The sequence below is a fragment of the Methylobacterium sp. D54C genome, assembly GCF_053345595.1.
This window is the reverse complement of sequence record NZ_JBKFAK010000015.1, coordinates 46,462-60,498: the sequence shown is the minus strand read 5'-3', so window position 1 is coordinate 60,498 and position 14,037 is coordinate 46,462. Positions and strand designations below refer to the sequence as shown.

At 73.3% G+C, this 14,037-nt stretch carries 13 protein-coding genes; 8 read left to right on the top strand and 5 right to left on the bottom strand.

Annotation, left to right across the window (positions count from 1 at the left end):
* The first annotated feature begins 3 nt into the window (after positions 1-3).
* Positions 4-159, top strand: coding sequence for a hypothetical protein (locus ACLBYB_RS23070; RefSeq protein WP_007563230.1), 156 nt, complete (start codon positions 4-6; stop codon positions 157-159).
* 100 nt (positions 160-259) lie between these two features.
* Here ACLBYB_RS23070 and ACLBYB_RS23065 read toward each other — a convergent pair whose 3' ends face one another.
* The gene (locus ACLBYB_RS23065) at positions 260-1,735 is read right to left on the bottom strand and encodes a serine protease (protein WP_447700168.1); all 1,476 of its coding nucleotides are present in this window, start codon (positions 1,733-1,735) and stop codon (positions 260-262) included.
* A 224-nt stretch (positions 1,736-1,959) separates the two neighbouring features.
* Here ACLBYB_RS23065 and ACLBYB_RS23060 point away from each other — a divergent pair, with 224 nt between their 5' ends.
* Entirely contained in the window at positions 1,960-2,136 is a 177-nt protein-coding gene (locus ACLBYB_RS23060; protein WP_012318104.1) for a hypothetical protein, read from the top strand.
* A gap of 33 nt (positions 2,137-2,169) precedes the next feature.
* Here ACLBYB_RS23060 and ACLBYB_RS23055 read toward each other — a convergent pair whose 3' ends face one another.
* Positions 2,170-2,469 carry an alkylphosphonate utilization protein gene (locus ACLBYB_RS23055; RefSeq protein ID WP_100252845.1) on the bottom strand — a complete coding sequence of 100 codons (300 nt, stop codon included), beginning with the start codon at positions 2,467-2,469 and terminating at the stop codon, positions 2,170-2,172.
* A gap of 166 nt (positions 2,470-2,635) precedes the next feature.
* Entirely contained in the window at positions 2,636-3,922 is a 1,287-nt protein-coding gene (gene ccrA, locus ACLBYB_RS23050) for a crotonyl-CoA carboxylase/reductase (protein WP_042672037.1), read from the bottom strand.
* A 612-nt stretch (positions 3,923-4,534) separates the two neighbouring features.
* On the opposite strand from ccrA, the gene ACLBYB_RS23045 reads away from it, so the two are divergent.
* The 4 genes from ACLBYB_RS23045 to ACLBYB_RS23030 all read left to right on the top strand — a co-directional run bounded on the left by ACLBYB_RS23045 (position 4,535) and on the right by ACLBYB_RS23030 (position 10,473).
* Positions 4,535-6,577, top strand: coding sequence for a protein meaA (locus tag ACLBYB_RS23045; protein WP_020092440.1), 2,043 nt, complete (start codon positions 4,535-4,537; stop codon positions 6,575-6,577).
* A 110-nt stretch (positions 6,578-6,687) separates the two neighbouring features.
* On the top strand, positions 6,688-8,373 hold the full coding sequence (locus ACLBYB_RS23040) for a methyl-accepting chemotaxis protein (protein WP_447700167.1): 1,686 nt from the start codon (positions 6,688-6,690) through the stop codon (positions 8,371-8,373).
* Positions 8,374-8,414: 41 nt separating this feature from the next.
* Entirely contained in the window at positions 8,415-9,521 is a 1,107-nt protein-coding gene (locus ACLBYB_RS23035) for an MraY family glycosyltransferase (RefSeq protein WP_447700166.1), read from the top strand.
* 16 nt (positions 9,522-9,537) lie between these two features.
* Positions 9,538-10,473 carry an NAD-dependent epimerase/dehydratase family protein gene (locus ACLBYB_RS23030; protein ID WP_042674731.1) on the top strand — a complete coding sequence of 312 codons (936 nt, stop codon included), beginning with the start codon at positions 9,538-9,540 and terminating at the stop codon, positions 10,471-10,473.
* Positions 10,474-10,486: 13 nt separating this feature from the next.
* Here ACLBYB_RS23030 and ACLBYB_RS23025 read toward each other — a convergent pair whose 3' ends face one another.
* Entirely contained in the window at positions 10,487-11,410 is a 924-nt protein-coding gene (locus ACLBYB_RS23025; RefSeq protein WP_020092444.1) for a class I fructose-bisphosphate aldolase, read from the bottom strand.
* Between the two features lie 212 nt (positions 11,411-11,622).
* On the opposite strand from ACLBYB_RS23025, the gene ACLBYB_RS23020 reads away from it, so the two are divergent.
* Positions 11,623-12,147, top strand: coding sequence for a SixA phosphatase family protein (locus ACLBYB_RS23020; protein WP_447700165.1), 525 nt, complete (start codon positions 11,623-11,625; stop codon positions 12,145-12,147).
* Between the two features lie 4 nt (positions 12,148-12,151).
* Here the strand turns inward: ACLBYB_RS23020 and ACLBYB_RS23015 are convergent, their stop codons facing one another.
* Positions 12,152-13,186 carry an alpha/beta fold hydrolase gene (locus ACLBYB_RS23015; protein WP_056523499.1) on the bottom strand — a complete coding sequence of 345 codons (1,035 nt, stop codon included), beginning with the start codon at positions 13,184-13,186 and terminating at the stop codon, positions 12,152-12,154.
* 217 nt (positions 13,187-13,403) lie between these two features.
* Between ACLBYB_RS23015 and ACLBYB_RS23010 the strand changes: the two genes are divergently transcribed.
* Positions 13,404-13,886 (top strand): Hsp20 family protein, encoded by a 483-nt coding sequence (locus ACLBYB_RS23010; RefSeq protein WP_042673074.1) that lies wholly within the window; start codon positions 13,404-13,406, stop codon positions 13,884-13,886.
* Positions 13,887-14,037 lie beyond the last annotated feature (151 nt).

Sequence of the window (14,037 nt, the reverse complement as noted above, 5' to 3'; positions counted from 1 at the left end):
CCGATGTCCCTCGTCACCATCCTGCTCATCATCTTGATCATCCTGGCCTTCGGCGGCGGCGGCTTCCTCGGCGGCGGCGCGTATCGCGGCCCCGGCTTCGGCCTGGGCGGCATCCTGCTCATCGTGCTGATCGTGCTCCTGGTCACCGGGCGGCTCTGAGCGGCGGCCCGTCGCCTGGGCGGACGGCTCGTCCGCCCAGGCTCGTGAACGCCGGCGGATCCCGCGCGAGCGACAGGGGATCCGCCGCGCGACCCGCATCTCAGCGGCAGGTGATCCCCACCACGGCAGGCGCGACCGCGCCGGGCCCGCCACCCGAATGCGGCGCCGCCGCGGCGATGCCCTGGGCGGCGAGGAAGGCGGAGATCGCCCGCGCCGGCACGACCGGCAGTCGCGCCGGCGGCACCACCCCGGCGACCCGGCGCGGCGCCGCGGGATAGCGGGCGACGAGACCGACGAGGGCCCCCGACCGGTCCAGCACCGGCGCGCCGCCGGAACCCGGCTGGAGCGCCGCGATCACGTCGCCGTCCCGCGCCTCACCGGGAGCGGCCTGGACCCCGTCCGCACCCGGCGCCAGGGCGATCACGCTCTCCTCGGCACCGACGGGCTCGGTCCGGAGCGCGGGCCGGAGCGGGGCGGGGGCGCCGGGCACATCGAGGAGGGCGAGGCCGGCGGGATCGGTGGCGAGCACCCGCGCCGATGCCGCGCCGATCCTGGGCTGGGCGCAGCCCTCCAGCACGGCGGCGGCGGTCAGCACGCGTCCCGGCGCCACCGCGAGACCCGCGCCCGAGGCCGGCACGGGGGAGAGGCTCGCCGGCCTCAGCGGCGCGGCCTGCGGCTGGGACGCCGGTTGGGCGGCGGCGCGGGCCGCCGGCGCCGGACCCGCGCTCGGGGGTAGCTGCGCGGCCGGCGCCGCGGCGGGATCGGGAAACGGCACGAAGGCGTTCGCCACCGCGATGACGAGCCGGTCGACCTCCGGCGCCAGGGCGCGATCGTAGCCGAGCAGGAACCCCCGCACGCCTTCCGGTCCGGACGCGTAGCGGATGTAGGACAGTCCCGGCCCGGTCTCGGCGGTGACCACCACGGTGTCCGGCCGCCGCAGCTTGTAGGTCACCTTGCGGCCGGGGAGCGGCGCGGTCGCCTTATCGAACAGCGCGTCGAGGCTCTCGGCCCCCGGCGGGAAGGCGCGGGATTCCAGGGTGACGCGACCGTCCTGGCTCTGCCAGCGGGTTCCGGAGGGGAGGGCGGTCCGTCTCGCCAGGAGTCTCTCGGGCACGCCCATCACGGCGCCGGTCCCGGGATCGACCGCGACGCGGAAGCGCGCTGCGTTCCGCGCCGCCGCGCCGGCGGCCAGGAGCGCCGCACGGCCGCGCGGATCGAGGGGGTCGGCCCGGACGGTCCGGGCGCCGTAGGCGGTGAGCGCCTCGAAGGTCCGGCGCCCGAAGGCCCCCGACACGACGGCGTTGAAATCGCCGGTCCAGACCAGGGCGTCCTGGACGGCCTTGCGGTCGGCCTCCGGTAGGGCCTCGAAGCCCGCCCGCATCGCCTCGAAGACGGGGTCGGCCGGCGCGCCGGCCGCCGGCGCGGGTCTGGGGGCGGCCCGGGCGGGCGCCGGCCGGTCCAGGGCCCCGACAGGCCCGGTGCCGAGGGCGATCAGAAGCGCGAGGGCCGTCGCGCGCCGGGCGCGGACGCGCAGGGTATCCGGGTTCCGACACCGCGACGCGTCACCCGAATCCATGCCCGCCCCCGACCCTCTCTGCACCGCGTCGTCCCGATCCTGGCAGAGGCCGCCGCGACAGGCCAGATCAATCCGGTGCCGGGCCGGTGTCGGCCCGGTCCCGGCAGCCGTGCGTCCGGCGCCGCGATGCGCTACAGGGCGGATGTCCGGCCCTGGGCGGCGGCCGGATCCCGGATCGGTCGTCCGGCCACGCGATGCCGCCACGGTTCGACGCGGAGCCCGGCATGAGCGACACGAACAACACCTTCAAGAAGGCGCCCAAGCGCAAGGCCGCCAAGGGCAAGAGCATCAGCGTCTCGCCGGAGATGCGGCAGGCCTACGCCGACCTGATCCAGGAGCGCGCCGAGAAGCAGGAGGCCTACGGCCGCCACCTGCCGCAGGACGAGACGCGGCGGCGGTAGCGCGGTTGGGAGAAGCGCCGCCCCGCATCGGCCTCAGCGCTTGCGCACGAACTCGGTGCGCAGCACGAGGCCCTTGATGGTGTCGTGGCGGCAGTCGATCTCCTCCGGATCGTCCGTGAGCCGGATCGACCGGATGACCGTGCCCTGCTTCAGGGTCTGGTTCGCACCCTTGACCTTGAGGTCCTTGATCAGCGTGACCGAATCGCCGTCGGCCAGGACGTTGCCGGCCGCGTCGCGGACGGCATGCGCCTCGGCGGGCGCGGCCGCGGACCCGGGCGGGAGCCACTCGCCCGTCGCCTCGTCGTAGACATAAGCCTCGTCGTCGCCGCTCAAAACCGTGCCCCCTGTCCGGATCGGGGCCGGGTCCTGTGAGGATCGCGTGGGCCCGTCATCAGCGCCCCGGCACACCGAATCGGTCGCCGAGTCGGCGCGGGACGCCGCGAGCCTAGCCGATCGGGCCGGCCCCGCGCGAGAGCGGGAACCGGCCCGACGGAGCGCCTTACCGCTTCAGCGGACCGGCCTCGATCACGTCCTCGACCGTGCGCAGGCCGGCGCGCGGGGAGTTGACGAGGCAGGCCATGTTGCCCGGCGGGTGCTGGTTCTTCCACATCTTGGTGTGGGCCTGGGGGATCTTGTCCCAGGGGAAGACCTCGCTCATGCACGGGTCGATCCGCCGGTCGAGCACGAACTGGTTCGCCGACGAGGCCTGCTTGAGGTGGGCGAAGTGCGAGCCCTGGATGCGCTTCTGCCGCATCCAGACGTAGCGGGCGTCGAAGGTGATGTTGAAGCCGGTCGTGCCGGCGCAGAACACCACCATGCCGCCGCGCTTCACCACCAGCGCCGAGACCGGGAAGGTCGCCTCGCCCGGATGCTCGAACACGATGTCGACGTCCTGCTTGCCGGTGATGTCCCAGATCGCCTTGCCGAACTTCCGCGCTTCCTTGGTCCAGGCGTGGAACTCGGGGCTGTTGACCTTGGGCAGCTGGCCCCAGCAGTCGAAGTCCTTGCGGTTGATGACGCCCTTGGCGCCGAGGCTCATCACGTAGTCGCGCTTCGACTCGTCCGAGATCACCGCGATGGCGTTGGCGCCCGAGGCCGCGCAGAGCTGCACGCCGAACACGCCGAGGCCGCCGGAGGCGCCCCAGATCAGCACGTTCTGGCCCGGCTTCACCGTGTGCGGGGCGTGGCCGAACAGCATGCGGTAGGCGGTGGCGAGCGTCAGCGTGTAGCAGGCGGCCTCCTCCCAGGTGAGGTGCTTCGGCCGGACCATGAGCTGGCGGGACTGCACCCGGCAGAACTGCGCGAACGAACCGTCGCCGGTCTCGTAGCCCCAGATCCGCTGCGAGGGCGAGAACATCGGGTCGCCGCCGTTGCACTCCTCGTCGTCGCCGTCATCGCGGTTGCAGTGGACGATGACCTCGTCGCCGACCTTCCAGCGCTTCACCTTGGAGCCGACCTTCCAGACGATGCCGGAGGCGTCGGAGCCGGCGATGTGGTACTCGCCCTTGTGGACGTCGAAGGGCGAGATCGGCTCGCCGAGGCCGGCCCAGACGCCGTTGTAGTTGACGCCCGCCGCCATGACGTAGACCAGCACCTCGTCGTCGCCGATCTCCCAGACCGGCAGCACCTCGAGCTGGTGGGACTGTTCCGGGGGTCCGTGCCGCTCGCGCCGGATCGCCCAGGCATACATCTTGGCCGGCACATGACCCAGCGGCGGGATCTCACCCATCTCGTAGAGGTCCTTGACCTCCCCGCCCGTCGGACTGATCGCAGCGCTCGCCGCCATCTCGCTCTCCTCTCGTCCCGCGTGTTTCTCACGGCCGCGGTTCTCCATCGCGCTATACCGGCGATGCCGGAGGCGTCCAAGTGGGCCGAAAGTCGAAAGCCGACGGTTTCCGACATGAAAAAAGCGCGAGCACAGGGCGCGCGACCACGTATTCAAAATCGGCTTTCCGGCAGACCAAGTATTATTCGGCGCCGGCCTCGGTCGCCCCGGCCCCGAGACCTTGCCCGACTCCACCGCCGCGCGCCCGAGCTGCTCCAGGCCGTCCGGCGAGCACATGCACCTCTAAGTCATTGGTTCGACTTGCTCTCTCGCGCCTGAACAGCGGCAAGTCCCGCGAAGAACAGTTCAGGTGGACATTATACCAGCACTGATAAAGCGGATCGGGACCGTCGCGCGGCACCATCCGGACCGCGGGTGCGGGCGGCGCGCGGGCGGCGGCGCGCCGCGGCGCCTTCAAATCCCGCTGTTCCGGCGGGCAAGTTTTTTCATGAGCCGCGGATGCCCGCGCGGGCGTCTTGCACTTCCGTCCCGGATGACGCGTGCTCAAGCCTTCGCTACGGTGACCGCAAGGCCGCGCCCCGCGCGGATACAAAGATCACACGGAGGCGAGGAATGGGCGCGAGCGTCGCCGAGACCAGGAGCGACAAGTCGAGCCGCGACAAGCCCTGGATCATCCGCACCTACGCGGGGCACTCGACCGCGGCGGAGTCCAACAAGCTCTATCGGGGCAACCTCGCCAAGGGCCAGACCGGCCTGTCGGTTGCCTTCGACCTGCCGACCCAGACGGGCTACGACCCCGACCACGAGTTGTCCCGCGGCGAGGTCGGCAAGGTCGGCGTCTCGATCGCGCATCTTGGCGACATGCGGACCCTGTTCCAGGACATCCCGCTCGCCCAGATGAACACCTCGATGACGATCAACGCCACGGCCCCGTGGCTGCTGGCGCTCTACCTGGCGGTGGCCGAGGAGCAGGGCGCGCCGATCGCCGCCCTCCAGGGCACGACCCAGAACGACATCATCAAGGAGTACCTGTCGCGCGGCACCTACGTGTTCCCGCCCGCGCCGTCCCTCCGGCTCACCAAGGACGTGATCCTGTTCACGACCAAGAACGTGCCGAAGTGGAACCCGATGAACGTCTGCTCCTACCACCTGCAGGAGGCGGGGGCGACGCCGGTCCAGGAGCTGTCCTACGCGCTCGCCATCGCCATCGCGGTGCTCGACACCGTGCGCGAGGACCCCGAGTTCGACGCCGCGAGCTTCCCCGAGGTGTTCGGCCGGATCTCGTTCTTCGTGAACGCGGGCCTGCGGTTCGTCACCGAGATCTGCAAGATGCGGGCGTTCTCGGAGCTCTGGGACGAGATCGCCCGCGAGCGCTACGGCATCGACGATCCGAAGAAGCGCATCTTCCGGTACGGCGTGCAGGTGAACTCCCTGGGGCTCACCGAGCAGCAGCCCGAGAACAACGTCCACCGCATCCTGATCGAGATGCTGGCGGTGACGCTGTCCAAGCGCGCCCGCGCCCGCGCGGTGCAGCTCCCGGCCTGGAACGAGGCGCTCGGCCTGCCGCGGCCCTGGGACCAGCAATGGTCCATGCGCATGCAGCAGATCCTGGCCTTCGAGACCGACCTCCTCGAGTACGACGACATCTTCGACGGCAGCCACGTGATCGAGGCCAAGGTCGAGGAGCTGAAGGCGCAGACCCGGGCCGAGCTGGAGCGGATCGGCGGCATCGGCGGCGCGGTGGCGGCGGTGGAAACCGGGGCGCTCAAGCGCGCGCTGGTGGAATCGAACGCGCGCCGGATCTCGGCCATCGAGGCCGGCGATCAGATCGTGGTCGGCGTCAACAAGTGGCAGCAGGGCGAGCCGTCGCCGCTCACGGCCGGGGAGGGGGCGATCTTCTCCGTCTCCGAGACCGTCGAGATGGAGGCGCAGAGCCGGATCCGCGAGTGGCGCGGCCGCCGCGACGAGAACGCCGTGGGCCAGGCCCTCGACGCCCTGGAGCAGGCGGCGCGCTCCGGCGCCAACATCATGCCGCCCTCGATCGAGGCGGCCAGGGCCGGCGTCACGACCGGCGAGTGGGGCGCGCGCCTGCGCGCGGTCTTCGGCGAGTACCGGGCGCCCACCGGCGTCACCGTGGAGACCGTCTCCAGCGGCGCGGCCGAGGAGGCCAAGCTCCTGATCGCCGATCTCGGCGAGCGGCTCGGCGAGACGCCGAAGCTCGTGGTCGGCAAGCCCGGCCTCGACGGCCACTCCAACGGCGCCGAGCAGATCGCGCTCCGTGCCCGCGACGTCGGCTTCGACGTCACCTACGACGGCATCCGCCAGACGCCGGCCGAGATCGTCGCGAAGGCCAAGGAGACCGGCGCCCACGTGGTCGGCCTGTCGATCCTGTCCGGCTCCCACGTGCCGCTGGTACGGGAGGTCCGCGCCAAGATGCGCGAGGCGGGGCTCGACCACATCCCGGTGGTGGTCGGCGGCATCATCTCGCCGGAGGACGAGCTGGTCCTCAAGAACATGGGCGTGCGCGCCGTCTACACGCCGAAGGACTACGCCATCGACCAGATCATGGTCGGGCTCGCCAAGGTCGTGGAGAAGGGTCTGGATCGACGGGACGGCCCGGCGGATCCGCCGCGCGCCGAGGCCCAGGTCTACTAGCGGACCGAGCCTGCCCGGACCGCGCGCGGTCCGGGCAGGACCAAACAACCTTAATATTTCTCCGACAAGCATAGGCCCCGGTCCCACGTGCGGGACCGGGGACGAATCCTATGCGCGCCGGTATCTCCATCGCGGCCAAGCTCGGCCTGTGTCTCGCGGCCCTGGTGCTGCTGATCGCCGCGACGAGCGGCCTCTCGCTGGCCGAGCTCGGCCGCATCGAGTCCGCCGCCGCGCAGCTGCGCGACACGCGCATCCCGGCCACCGACGCCCTCGGCCGGATCGGCATCAACTTCATGCGGCAGCGGGTCAACGCCGTCCGCCTGATCACCGCCGACACGCCCGCGCTGCGCGCCGAGGTCGCCGACCAGATCGCCAAGCGCGACGCGCTGCTCGCGGCCCAGTACGCCCGGTACGAGGCCCTGCCGCTGACCCAGCCCGAGCGCGAGGCCTACGCGGCCTTCCGCCAGCACGTGGCCACCTACGCCGAGCAGCAGCGGGAGGCGGTGGCCAAGGCCGAGGCGGGCGACGTCGCCGGCGGGCAGCGCATCTACAACACGGTGATGTCGGACAGCATCCGCGCCATCATGGCCGACTGGGAGAAGCTCGTCGCCCTGAACGGCGACGGCTCGCAGGCGAGCGGCACGCTGATCGCGCAGACCTACGACGCCGCCAAGCGGAACGTGCTGGCGCTCGCCGGCCTCGCCCTGCTGGTTGCCCTCGGGGCCTTCGTGCTGGTGACCCGCGGCGTCAGCGGGCCGCTCCGCAAGATCGCCGCCGTCACGCAGCGCCTCGCGGCGGGCGACGCCGAGGTGGCGATCTCCGGGCAGGAGCGCCGCGACGAGATCGGGGCGCTCGCGGGCTCCGTGGTGGTGTTCCGCGACAACCTCGTCCGCGCGCGCGCCCTGGAGGCCGAGACGGCGCTGGCCCGCGCCGATGCCGAGACGCAGCGCCGGGCCGCGACCCGGGCCATGGCCGACGCCTTCGAGCAGGCGGTGGGCGGCATCGTCGGCGGGGTGTCGGCGGCCGCGACCGAGCTGGAGGCCACCGCCCGGACCCTGACCGGCAGCGCGACCGAGGCCGCCGGGCAGTCCGGCACCGTCGCGGGCGCCGCGAGCGACGCCGCCGCCAACGTCAACACCGTCGCGGCCGCCGCCGAGGAGCTCGGCTCCTCGGTGCAGGAGATCGGCCGGCAGGTCAGCAGCTCGGCGGAGCTCGCGCGGGTCGCGGTCGCCGAGGCGACCAACACGGTGGCGCTGGTCCAGGACCTGAGCGGCGCGGCCGCGAAGGTCGGCGACGTGGTGGCGCTGATCTCCGGGATCGCCGCCCAGACCAACCTCCTGGCGCTCAACGCCACGATCGAGGCGGCGCGCGCCGGCGCCGCGGGCCGCGGCTTCGCGGTGGTGGCCTCGGAGGTCAAGGCGCTCGCCGAGCAGACCGCCCGGGCCACCGAGGAGATCACCGGCCAGATCGGCCGGATCCAGTCCTCCACCGGGCAGGCGGCGTCGGCGATCGACGGGATCGGCCGGCGCATCCGCGAGATCGACGGCGTGGCCTCCAGCATCGCGGCCGCCGTGGAGCAGCAGGGCGCGGCCACGCAGGAGATCGTCCGCAACGTCGCCGAGGCGGCCGCCGGCACCGGCGCGGTCACCGGCACCATCGCGAGCCTCGCCCAGTCCGCCGAGGAGACCGGCGCCGCCGCCGCCCAGGTGCTCGGGGCCGCGAGCGAGATGTCGCGTCAGTCCGAGCATCTCGGGGCCGAGGTCGCGCGCTTCCTCGACACGGTGCGGGCGGCGTAGCCCCCCTCACGGTCGGGCGGCGGATCGCGTAGGACGGCGCCATGCCGCCCAACTTGCCGCCCAACTTGCCGCCCGACGCGCCGCCCGCCCTGTCCGTCCTCCCGTCCGCCTTGCCGTCCGCCCTGACCGCGATCCTGCTCCTGGCGGTGCCCCTCGCCGCCGCGCTCTCGGCGGGCCTGATCCTGCGCCTGCGCCCGCTGCTGCAGCGCTACGCTCTGGCCCGGCCGAACGCCCGCTCCAGCCACACCGTGCCGACCCCCCAGGGGGGCGGGATCGCCGTGGTGACGGCGCTGGTCACGATCTCGGGCCTGCTGATCGCGGCGCCGGAGATCGGCGGCCGGCCGGACTGGATCTGGCTCGCCGGCGGAGCCCTGGCCCTGGCGGTCCTCGGCGCCGTGGACGACGTCCGGCCGCTGCCAGCCGCCCTGCGGCTCGCCGTGCAGGCCGTCGTGGTCGGCCTGCTGGTCTGGCACCTGGACGGACGCCTGCTGCCCGGCCTGCCGCTCTGGCTGGAGCGCGGCCTCGCGCTGCTGGCGGGCCTGTGGTTCGTCAACCTGACGAACTTCATGGACGGGCTCGACTGGATGACGGTCGCGGAGATCGTCCCAGTGGCGGGCGCGCTCCTGCTCATCGGCCTCGCCGGGCACCTGCCGCCGCTGCCGACCCTGGTGGCGGCGAGCCTGCTGGGCGCGGTGCTGGGCTTCGCGCCGTTCAACCGGCCGGTCGCGCGGCTCTTCCTCGGGGATGTCGGCTCGCTGCCGGTCGGGCTCGTCACCGCGTGGCTGCTGTGCCAGCTCGCCCTGGCGGGCGGGCTCGCCGCCGCCCTGCTGCTGCCGCTCGTCTACCTCGCCGATGCCAGCCTGACCCTCGCCGCGCGGGCGGCGCGGGGCGAGCGGGTCTGGGAGGCCCATCGCGGGCACTATTACCAGCGGGCCACCGTCAACGGGCTGTCCGTGCCCGGCGTGGTCGGACGGGTGTTCGCGGCCAATCTCGCCCTGGCGGCGCTCGCCGCCGCGACCTTGTTTTGGCCGTCCTGGCCGGTCACGCTCGCCGCATCGGCCGCCGGGCTCGCCCTGGTCGCCGCCCTGCTCCGCCGCTTCGCCCGCGCCCCGGCGCCGGCCCCCGCCGAAGGTGCCGCCCAGCCGTGACAGGAGCCGCCCAGCCGTGACCGGACTCATCGCGCTCACCGGGGCGACCGGCTTCATCGGCCGCCACCTGCTCGCCGACCTCACCGCGCGCGGCTACCGGGTCCGCGTGCTGCTGCGCCGGCCCACGACCGTGCCGGAGGGCGCGGCGAGCGCGGTCGTCGGCGACCTGACCCGCCCGATCAACATGGCGGCGGCCCTCAGCGGCGTCGACGCGGTGGTGCACTCGGCTGGCCTCGCCCACGCCAATCTCGGACCGGCGGCGTCGGGGGCACCGGAGGACGATTACCGCACGCTCAACACCGAGGCGACGCGCCGGCTGGCGGAGGCCGCGGCGCGCGCGAAGGTGCGCCGCTTCGTGTTCCTGTCGTCGATCCGCGCGCAGGTCGGGGCGAGCGCGCCGGGCGTGGTCGGGGAGGGCGATCCGCCCCGGCCCACCGACGCCTACGGCCGCTCCAAGCTGGAGGCCGAGGCGGCGCTCGCCGAGACCGGGCTGGACTGGGTCGCGCTGCGCCCGGTCCTCGTCTACGGGGCCGGCGTGAAGGGCAACATGGCCGCGCTCCTGCGGCTGGCGCGCAGTCCCTACCCGCTGCCGCTGGGCGGCCTCGCGGCGCGACGCTCGCTGATCTCGCTGGAGAGCCTGTCGGGTGCCGTGGACGCGGTGCTGGCGGCGCCCGCCCCCCTGAACCGCGCCCTCGTCGCGGCCGACCCGGACCCGCTCAGCCTGCCCGAGATGATCGCGGCCCTCCGACAGGGCCTCGGCCGCGGCCCGGGCCTCGTCCCGGTCCCGGCCGGGCTCCTCCGGCTGGCCTGCCGGCTGACCGGCCGGGACGCGCAGTTCGCCCGCGTCGCCGAGGGTCTCGTCGCCCGCGCCGACGGGCTCGCGTCCCTCGGCTGGCGGCCGGCCGGGCCGACCCGCGACGGGCTTGCCCGGCTGGCCCGCGACGGCGGCTGAACGCGAGGCTGCCTCAGCGGCCCGCGTAGATGTCGGTGATCTTGCCGAGCAGCGACAGGGCGTCCGCCTTCGAGCGCTGGAACGCGTTGCGGCCCACGATCGAGCCGAATCCGCCGCCCGCCTGGATGGCGCGGATCTCGTCGAGGAAGCTGGCCTCCTCGGCTTGGGCGCCGCCGGAGAAGATCACGATCCGCCGGCCGTTGAAGGCGCACTGCACCACGTGGCGGACGCGCTCGGCCGCCGTGCCGATCGGGATGCCGGTCGATTCGTAGACCTTCTTCGCCGCCGGCTGCTCGATATGGGCCGAGGGCAGCTTCACCTTGATGATGTGGGCGCCGAGCTGCGCGGCGATCTGGGCCGCGTAGCCGATCACGTCGATGGCGGTCTCGCCCTCCTTCGACAGGGCCGAGCCGCGGGCGTAGGACCAGATCACCACGGCGAGGCCGACGCTCTTGGCCTCCTCGGCGATCGCGCGGATCTGCCCGTACATGGCGTTGCGGTGGGCGGAGCCCGGGTAGATCGTGAAGCCGATGGCGCAGGCGCCGAGCCGCAGGGCGTCGGCCACCGAGCCGGTGATCGCCTGCTCGGGATCCTCCTCGTCGGCCAGGAGGTCGTGATCGTTGAGCTTCAGGATCAGCGGGATGCGCCCGGCATAGTCGCGCGCGCCCGCCTCCAGGAAGCCGAGCGGCGCCGCGTAGGCGTTGCACCCCGCCGCCAGGGCCAGCTCGAAATGGTAGTGCGGGTCGTAGGCCGGCGGGTTCGGGCCGAAGCTGCGGGCGGGCCCGTGCTCGAAGCCCTGGTCGACGGGCAGGATCAGCATCTTGCCGGTGCCGCCGAGCTTGCCGTGCTCCAGCATCCGGGCGAGGTTGGTGAGGGTCCCGGGGCTGTCGGCCCCGTACCACGACAGGATCTCGGTGACGCGGGCGGATCGGTCCATCGGGCAGCCTCCTGGCCAGAGACCGTCGCGCCGCGGATCGGGCCGCGGGCCGTGCTGCGGACGGCTCCCGGTCGGAACGGTGCGGGCAAAGCCGCGGTTCCCGCACGCGGCGCTTTCGGCTAACCGGGCGGGAGCGGGCGCCGCCCGGTCCGGCCGCGCGCGCCCGAACCGGCAGCCCGAGACCGGCCCACGAGACCGTCAGAGGTTCGCTCATGCGCAGGCTGATCCTGCTGCGGCACGCCAAGTCCGACCGTCCGCCGGGCGTGGCGGACCACGAGCGCCCGCTCAACGCGCGCGGGGACCGGGCCGCCCCGGCGGTGGGCGCCCACCTCGCGCGGGAGGGCCTGTGCCCGGACCTCGCCCTGGTCTCCACCGCCGCGCGGACCCGCGAGACCTGGGCCGCGATGGAGGCGGCCCTCGGCAGCCCCGAGACGCGCTGGCATTCCGAGATCTACGAGGCGCCGGCGGACCGGATCCTCGGCGTGATCCGGCAGGCGCCCGACGCGGCCGCCACGCTGATCGTCGTCGGCCACAATCCGGGCCTCGGCGACCTCGCCGCAATCCTCGCGGGCTCGGGACCGCGGGCGGCCCGGGACCGGCTGGCCCTGGAATTCCCGACCGCGGCCTTCGTGGTGATCGACTTCGACGGCGACCGCTGGGCGGAGATCGCGCCGGACCGCGGGCACCTCGACCGGTACGTGCGCCCGCGGGACATCGACCCGGATCTCGGCGGCTGACGCCTCAGGCGACCGGCACCGCCACGGCGTGCGCCTCGACCTCCGCGTGGGTCGGCAGGGGCGAGCCCGGCACGAAGGCCTCGAAGGCCGCCCAGAAATCCTGCCGGATCGCGTCGCGCTCGGTCAGGATCTCGTGCCGGGAATCTGGCAGGACCAGGATATGGCCGGCCTTCAGCCGGGCGGCGAAGCGTTCGGTCTCCGCCGTGCCGCAGACGGGGTCGGCGCCCGCCGCGACGATCAGGGTCGGCAGCCCGATCCGCGGCGCCGCCCGCGGGTCGCGCAGCCGCGCCATCGCGCGGAACGCCTCGGCGAGCCACGCGATCGTCGGGTCGCCGACCGCGCCGGCGCCGACCTGCCGCGCCGCCGCGGCGTTGCGGGCGTAGCGGATGGGATCGCGCGACAGGCGGTTGCCGGCGTACGGGTTGGTGGCGATCGAGACCGGCTTGCCGAACGGGATGTAGCGGCTCCCGAGGCCGAGCCTCTGCAGGCCCCGCGACAGGATCGCGGCGCCGGCCGGCCAGCGGACCATCCGGATCGACAGCATCGGCGCCAGGGTCACCAACCGCCGGAACGGCAGCGCCCCGTCGAGGGCCGCGAGGAGGGCGACGCATCCGCCCATGGAATGCGCGAGGCCGACATGGGGCTCGGGCATCAGCGGCACCAGGATAGTCTCGGCCACCGCCCGCAGGTCGAGCCGGTAATCGTCGAACCGGGCGACGTGGCCCTTGTGGGGGTCGTCGACCCGGCGGTCCGATTCGCCCTGGCCGCGCCAGTCGAACGCCACGACCGCGAAGCCCCGGGCGCGCAGCTCGTGGATCGTCTCGTAGTACTTCTCGATGAACTCGGCCCGGCCCTGGAGCAGGCAGACCGTGCCCCGGCAGGTGCGCGCCGTGGTCTGCCAGTAGGCCGCCCGCAGGGTGCAGTCGTCGCGCGTGCCGACGGCGATCAGCGTGCCGCCCGGCGGGACCGGGTTGTCGGGCGTGCTGCGCAGGGTCAGGAGCGGCGGCTCGCGCCCGGTGTCACCGTCGAAGCGTCTCACTGGCCTCACCTCAGCGCCTCCGCGCATCGTCCGATACACGCCCGGATGCACTCTGCGACCGTAGCGAAAAAATCTCGTTTCCGACCCTCACCGGGGGTCTTGAAGCGCGATTTTCCCCCTCCGATATCTCGTCTGTGCCGGCCGTCAGGCGGCACGAGAGACGGGTCCGGCCCATCGGGCGGACCGGAATTGCATGTTGCTCAGACGAGGATATGTCATGCGTCAGTTCGATCTCGCTCCCCTGTACCGCTCCACCGTCGGCTTCGACCGCCTGTTCTCCGCCCTCGACCAGTTCGCGAGCGCCGAGGCGGCCCCGACCTACCCGCCCTACAACATCGAGCGGACCGGCGAGAACGCCTACCGCATCACCGTCGCGGTCGCCGGCTTCACCGAGTCAGACCTGTCGATCGAGGTGCGGGAGAACGCCCTCACGCTGAAGGGCGAGCGCAAGGCCGAGGGCAGGGCGGAGTTCCTGCACCAGGGCATCGCGGCCCGCGCCTTCGAGCGGCGGTTCCAGCTCGCCGACCACGTCCAGGTGACGGGTGCGGCGCTCGAGAACGGCCTCCTCCACATCGACCTCGTCCGCGAGGTTCCGGAGGCGAAGAAGCCCCGTCGCATCGAGATCGCCTCGGCGGCGCGCCCCAGCGCCCCGGTGATCGAGGGCGACGTCCGCAAGGACGCGGTCCAGCAGGCCGCCTGACCCCGCCCCGCGGGGGAACCGTCAGGTCCATATCAGGTACCGATGAGGTTCTTGGAGCGCCCCGGCCCCGGCCGGGGCGCTTTCTCGTGGCGGCTGTCATAATGGCGTGTGGCCGTCGTGCTCTCTGTCGGATTCGACGGTGCACGGACGC

Excerpts from the sequence above, each read along its gene's own strand:
- ACLBYB_RS23010 (WP_042673074.1), top strand. The coding sequence starts at position 13,404 with ATGCGTCAGTTCGATCTCGCTCCCCTGTACCGCTCCACCGTCGGCTTC.
- ccrA (WP_042672037.1), bottom strand. The coding sequence starts at position 3,922 with ATGGCGGCGAGCGCTGCGATCAGTCCGACGGGCGGGGAGGTCAAGGAC.
- ACLBYB_RS23025 (WP_020092444.1), bottom strand. The coding sequence starts at position 11,410 with ATGGACCGATCCGCCCGCGTCACCGAGATCCTGTCGTGGTACGGGGCC.
- ACLBYB_RS23020 (WP_447700165.1), top strand. The coding sequence starts at position 11,623 with ATGCGCAGGCTGATCCTGCTGCGGCACGCCAAGTCCGACCGTCCGCCG.
- ACLBYB_RS23070 (WP_007563230.1), top strand. The coding sequence starts at position 4 with ATGTCCCTCGTCACCATCCTGCTCATCATCTTGATCATCCTGGCCTTC.
- ACLBYB_RS23060 (WP_012318104.1), top strand. The coding sequence starts at position 1,960 with ATGAGCGACACGAACAACACCTTCAAGAAGGCGCCCAAGCGCAAGGCC.
- ACLBYB_RS23040 (WP_447700167.1), top strand. The coding sequence starts at position 6,688 with ATGCGCGCCGGTATCTCCATCGCGGCCAAGCTCGGCCTGTGTCTCGCG.
- ACLBYB_RS23035 (WP_447700166.1), top strand. The coding sequence starts at position 8,415 with ATGCCGCCCAACTTGCCGCCCAACTTGCCGCCCGACGCGCCGCCCGCC.
- ACLBYB_RS23045 (WP_020092440.1), top strand. The coding sequence starts at position 4,535 with ATGGGCGCGAGCGTCGCCGAGACCAGGAGCGACAAGTCGAGCCGCGAC.
- ACLBYB_RS23065 (WP_447700168.1), bottom strand. The coding sequence starts at position 1,735 with ATGGATTCGGGTGACGCGTCGCGGTGTCGGAACCCGGATACCCTGCGC.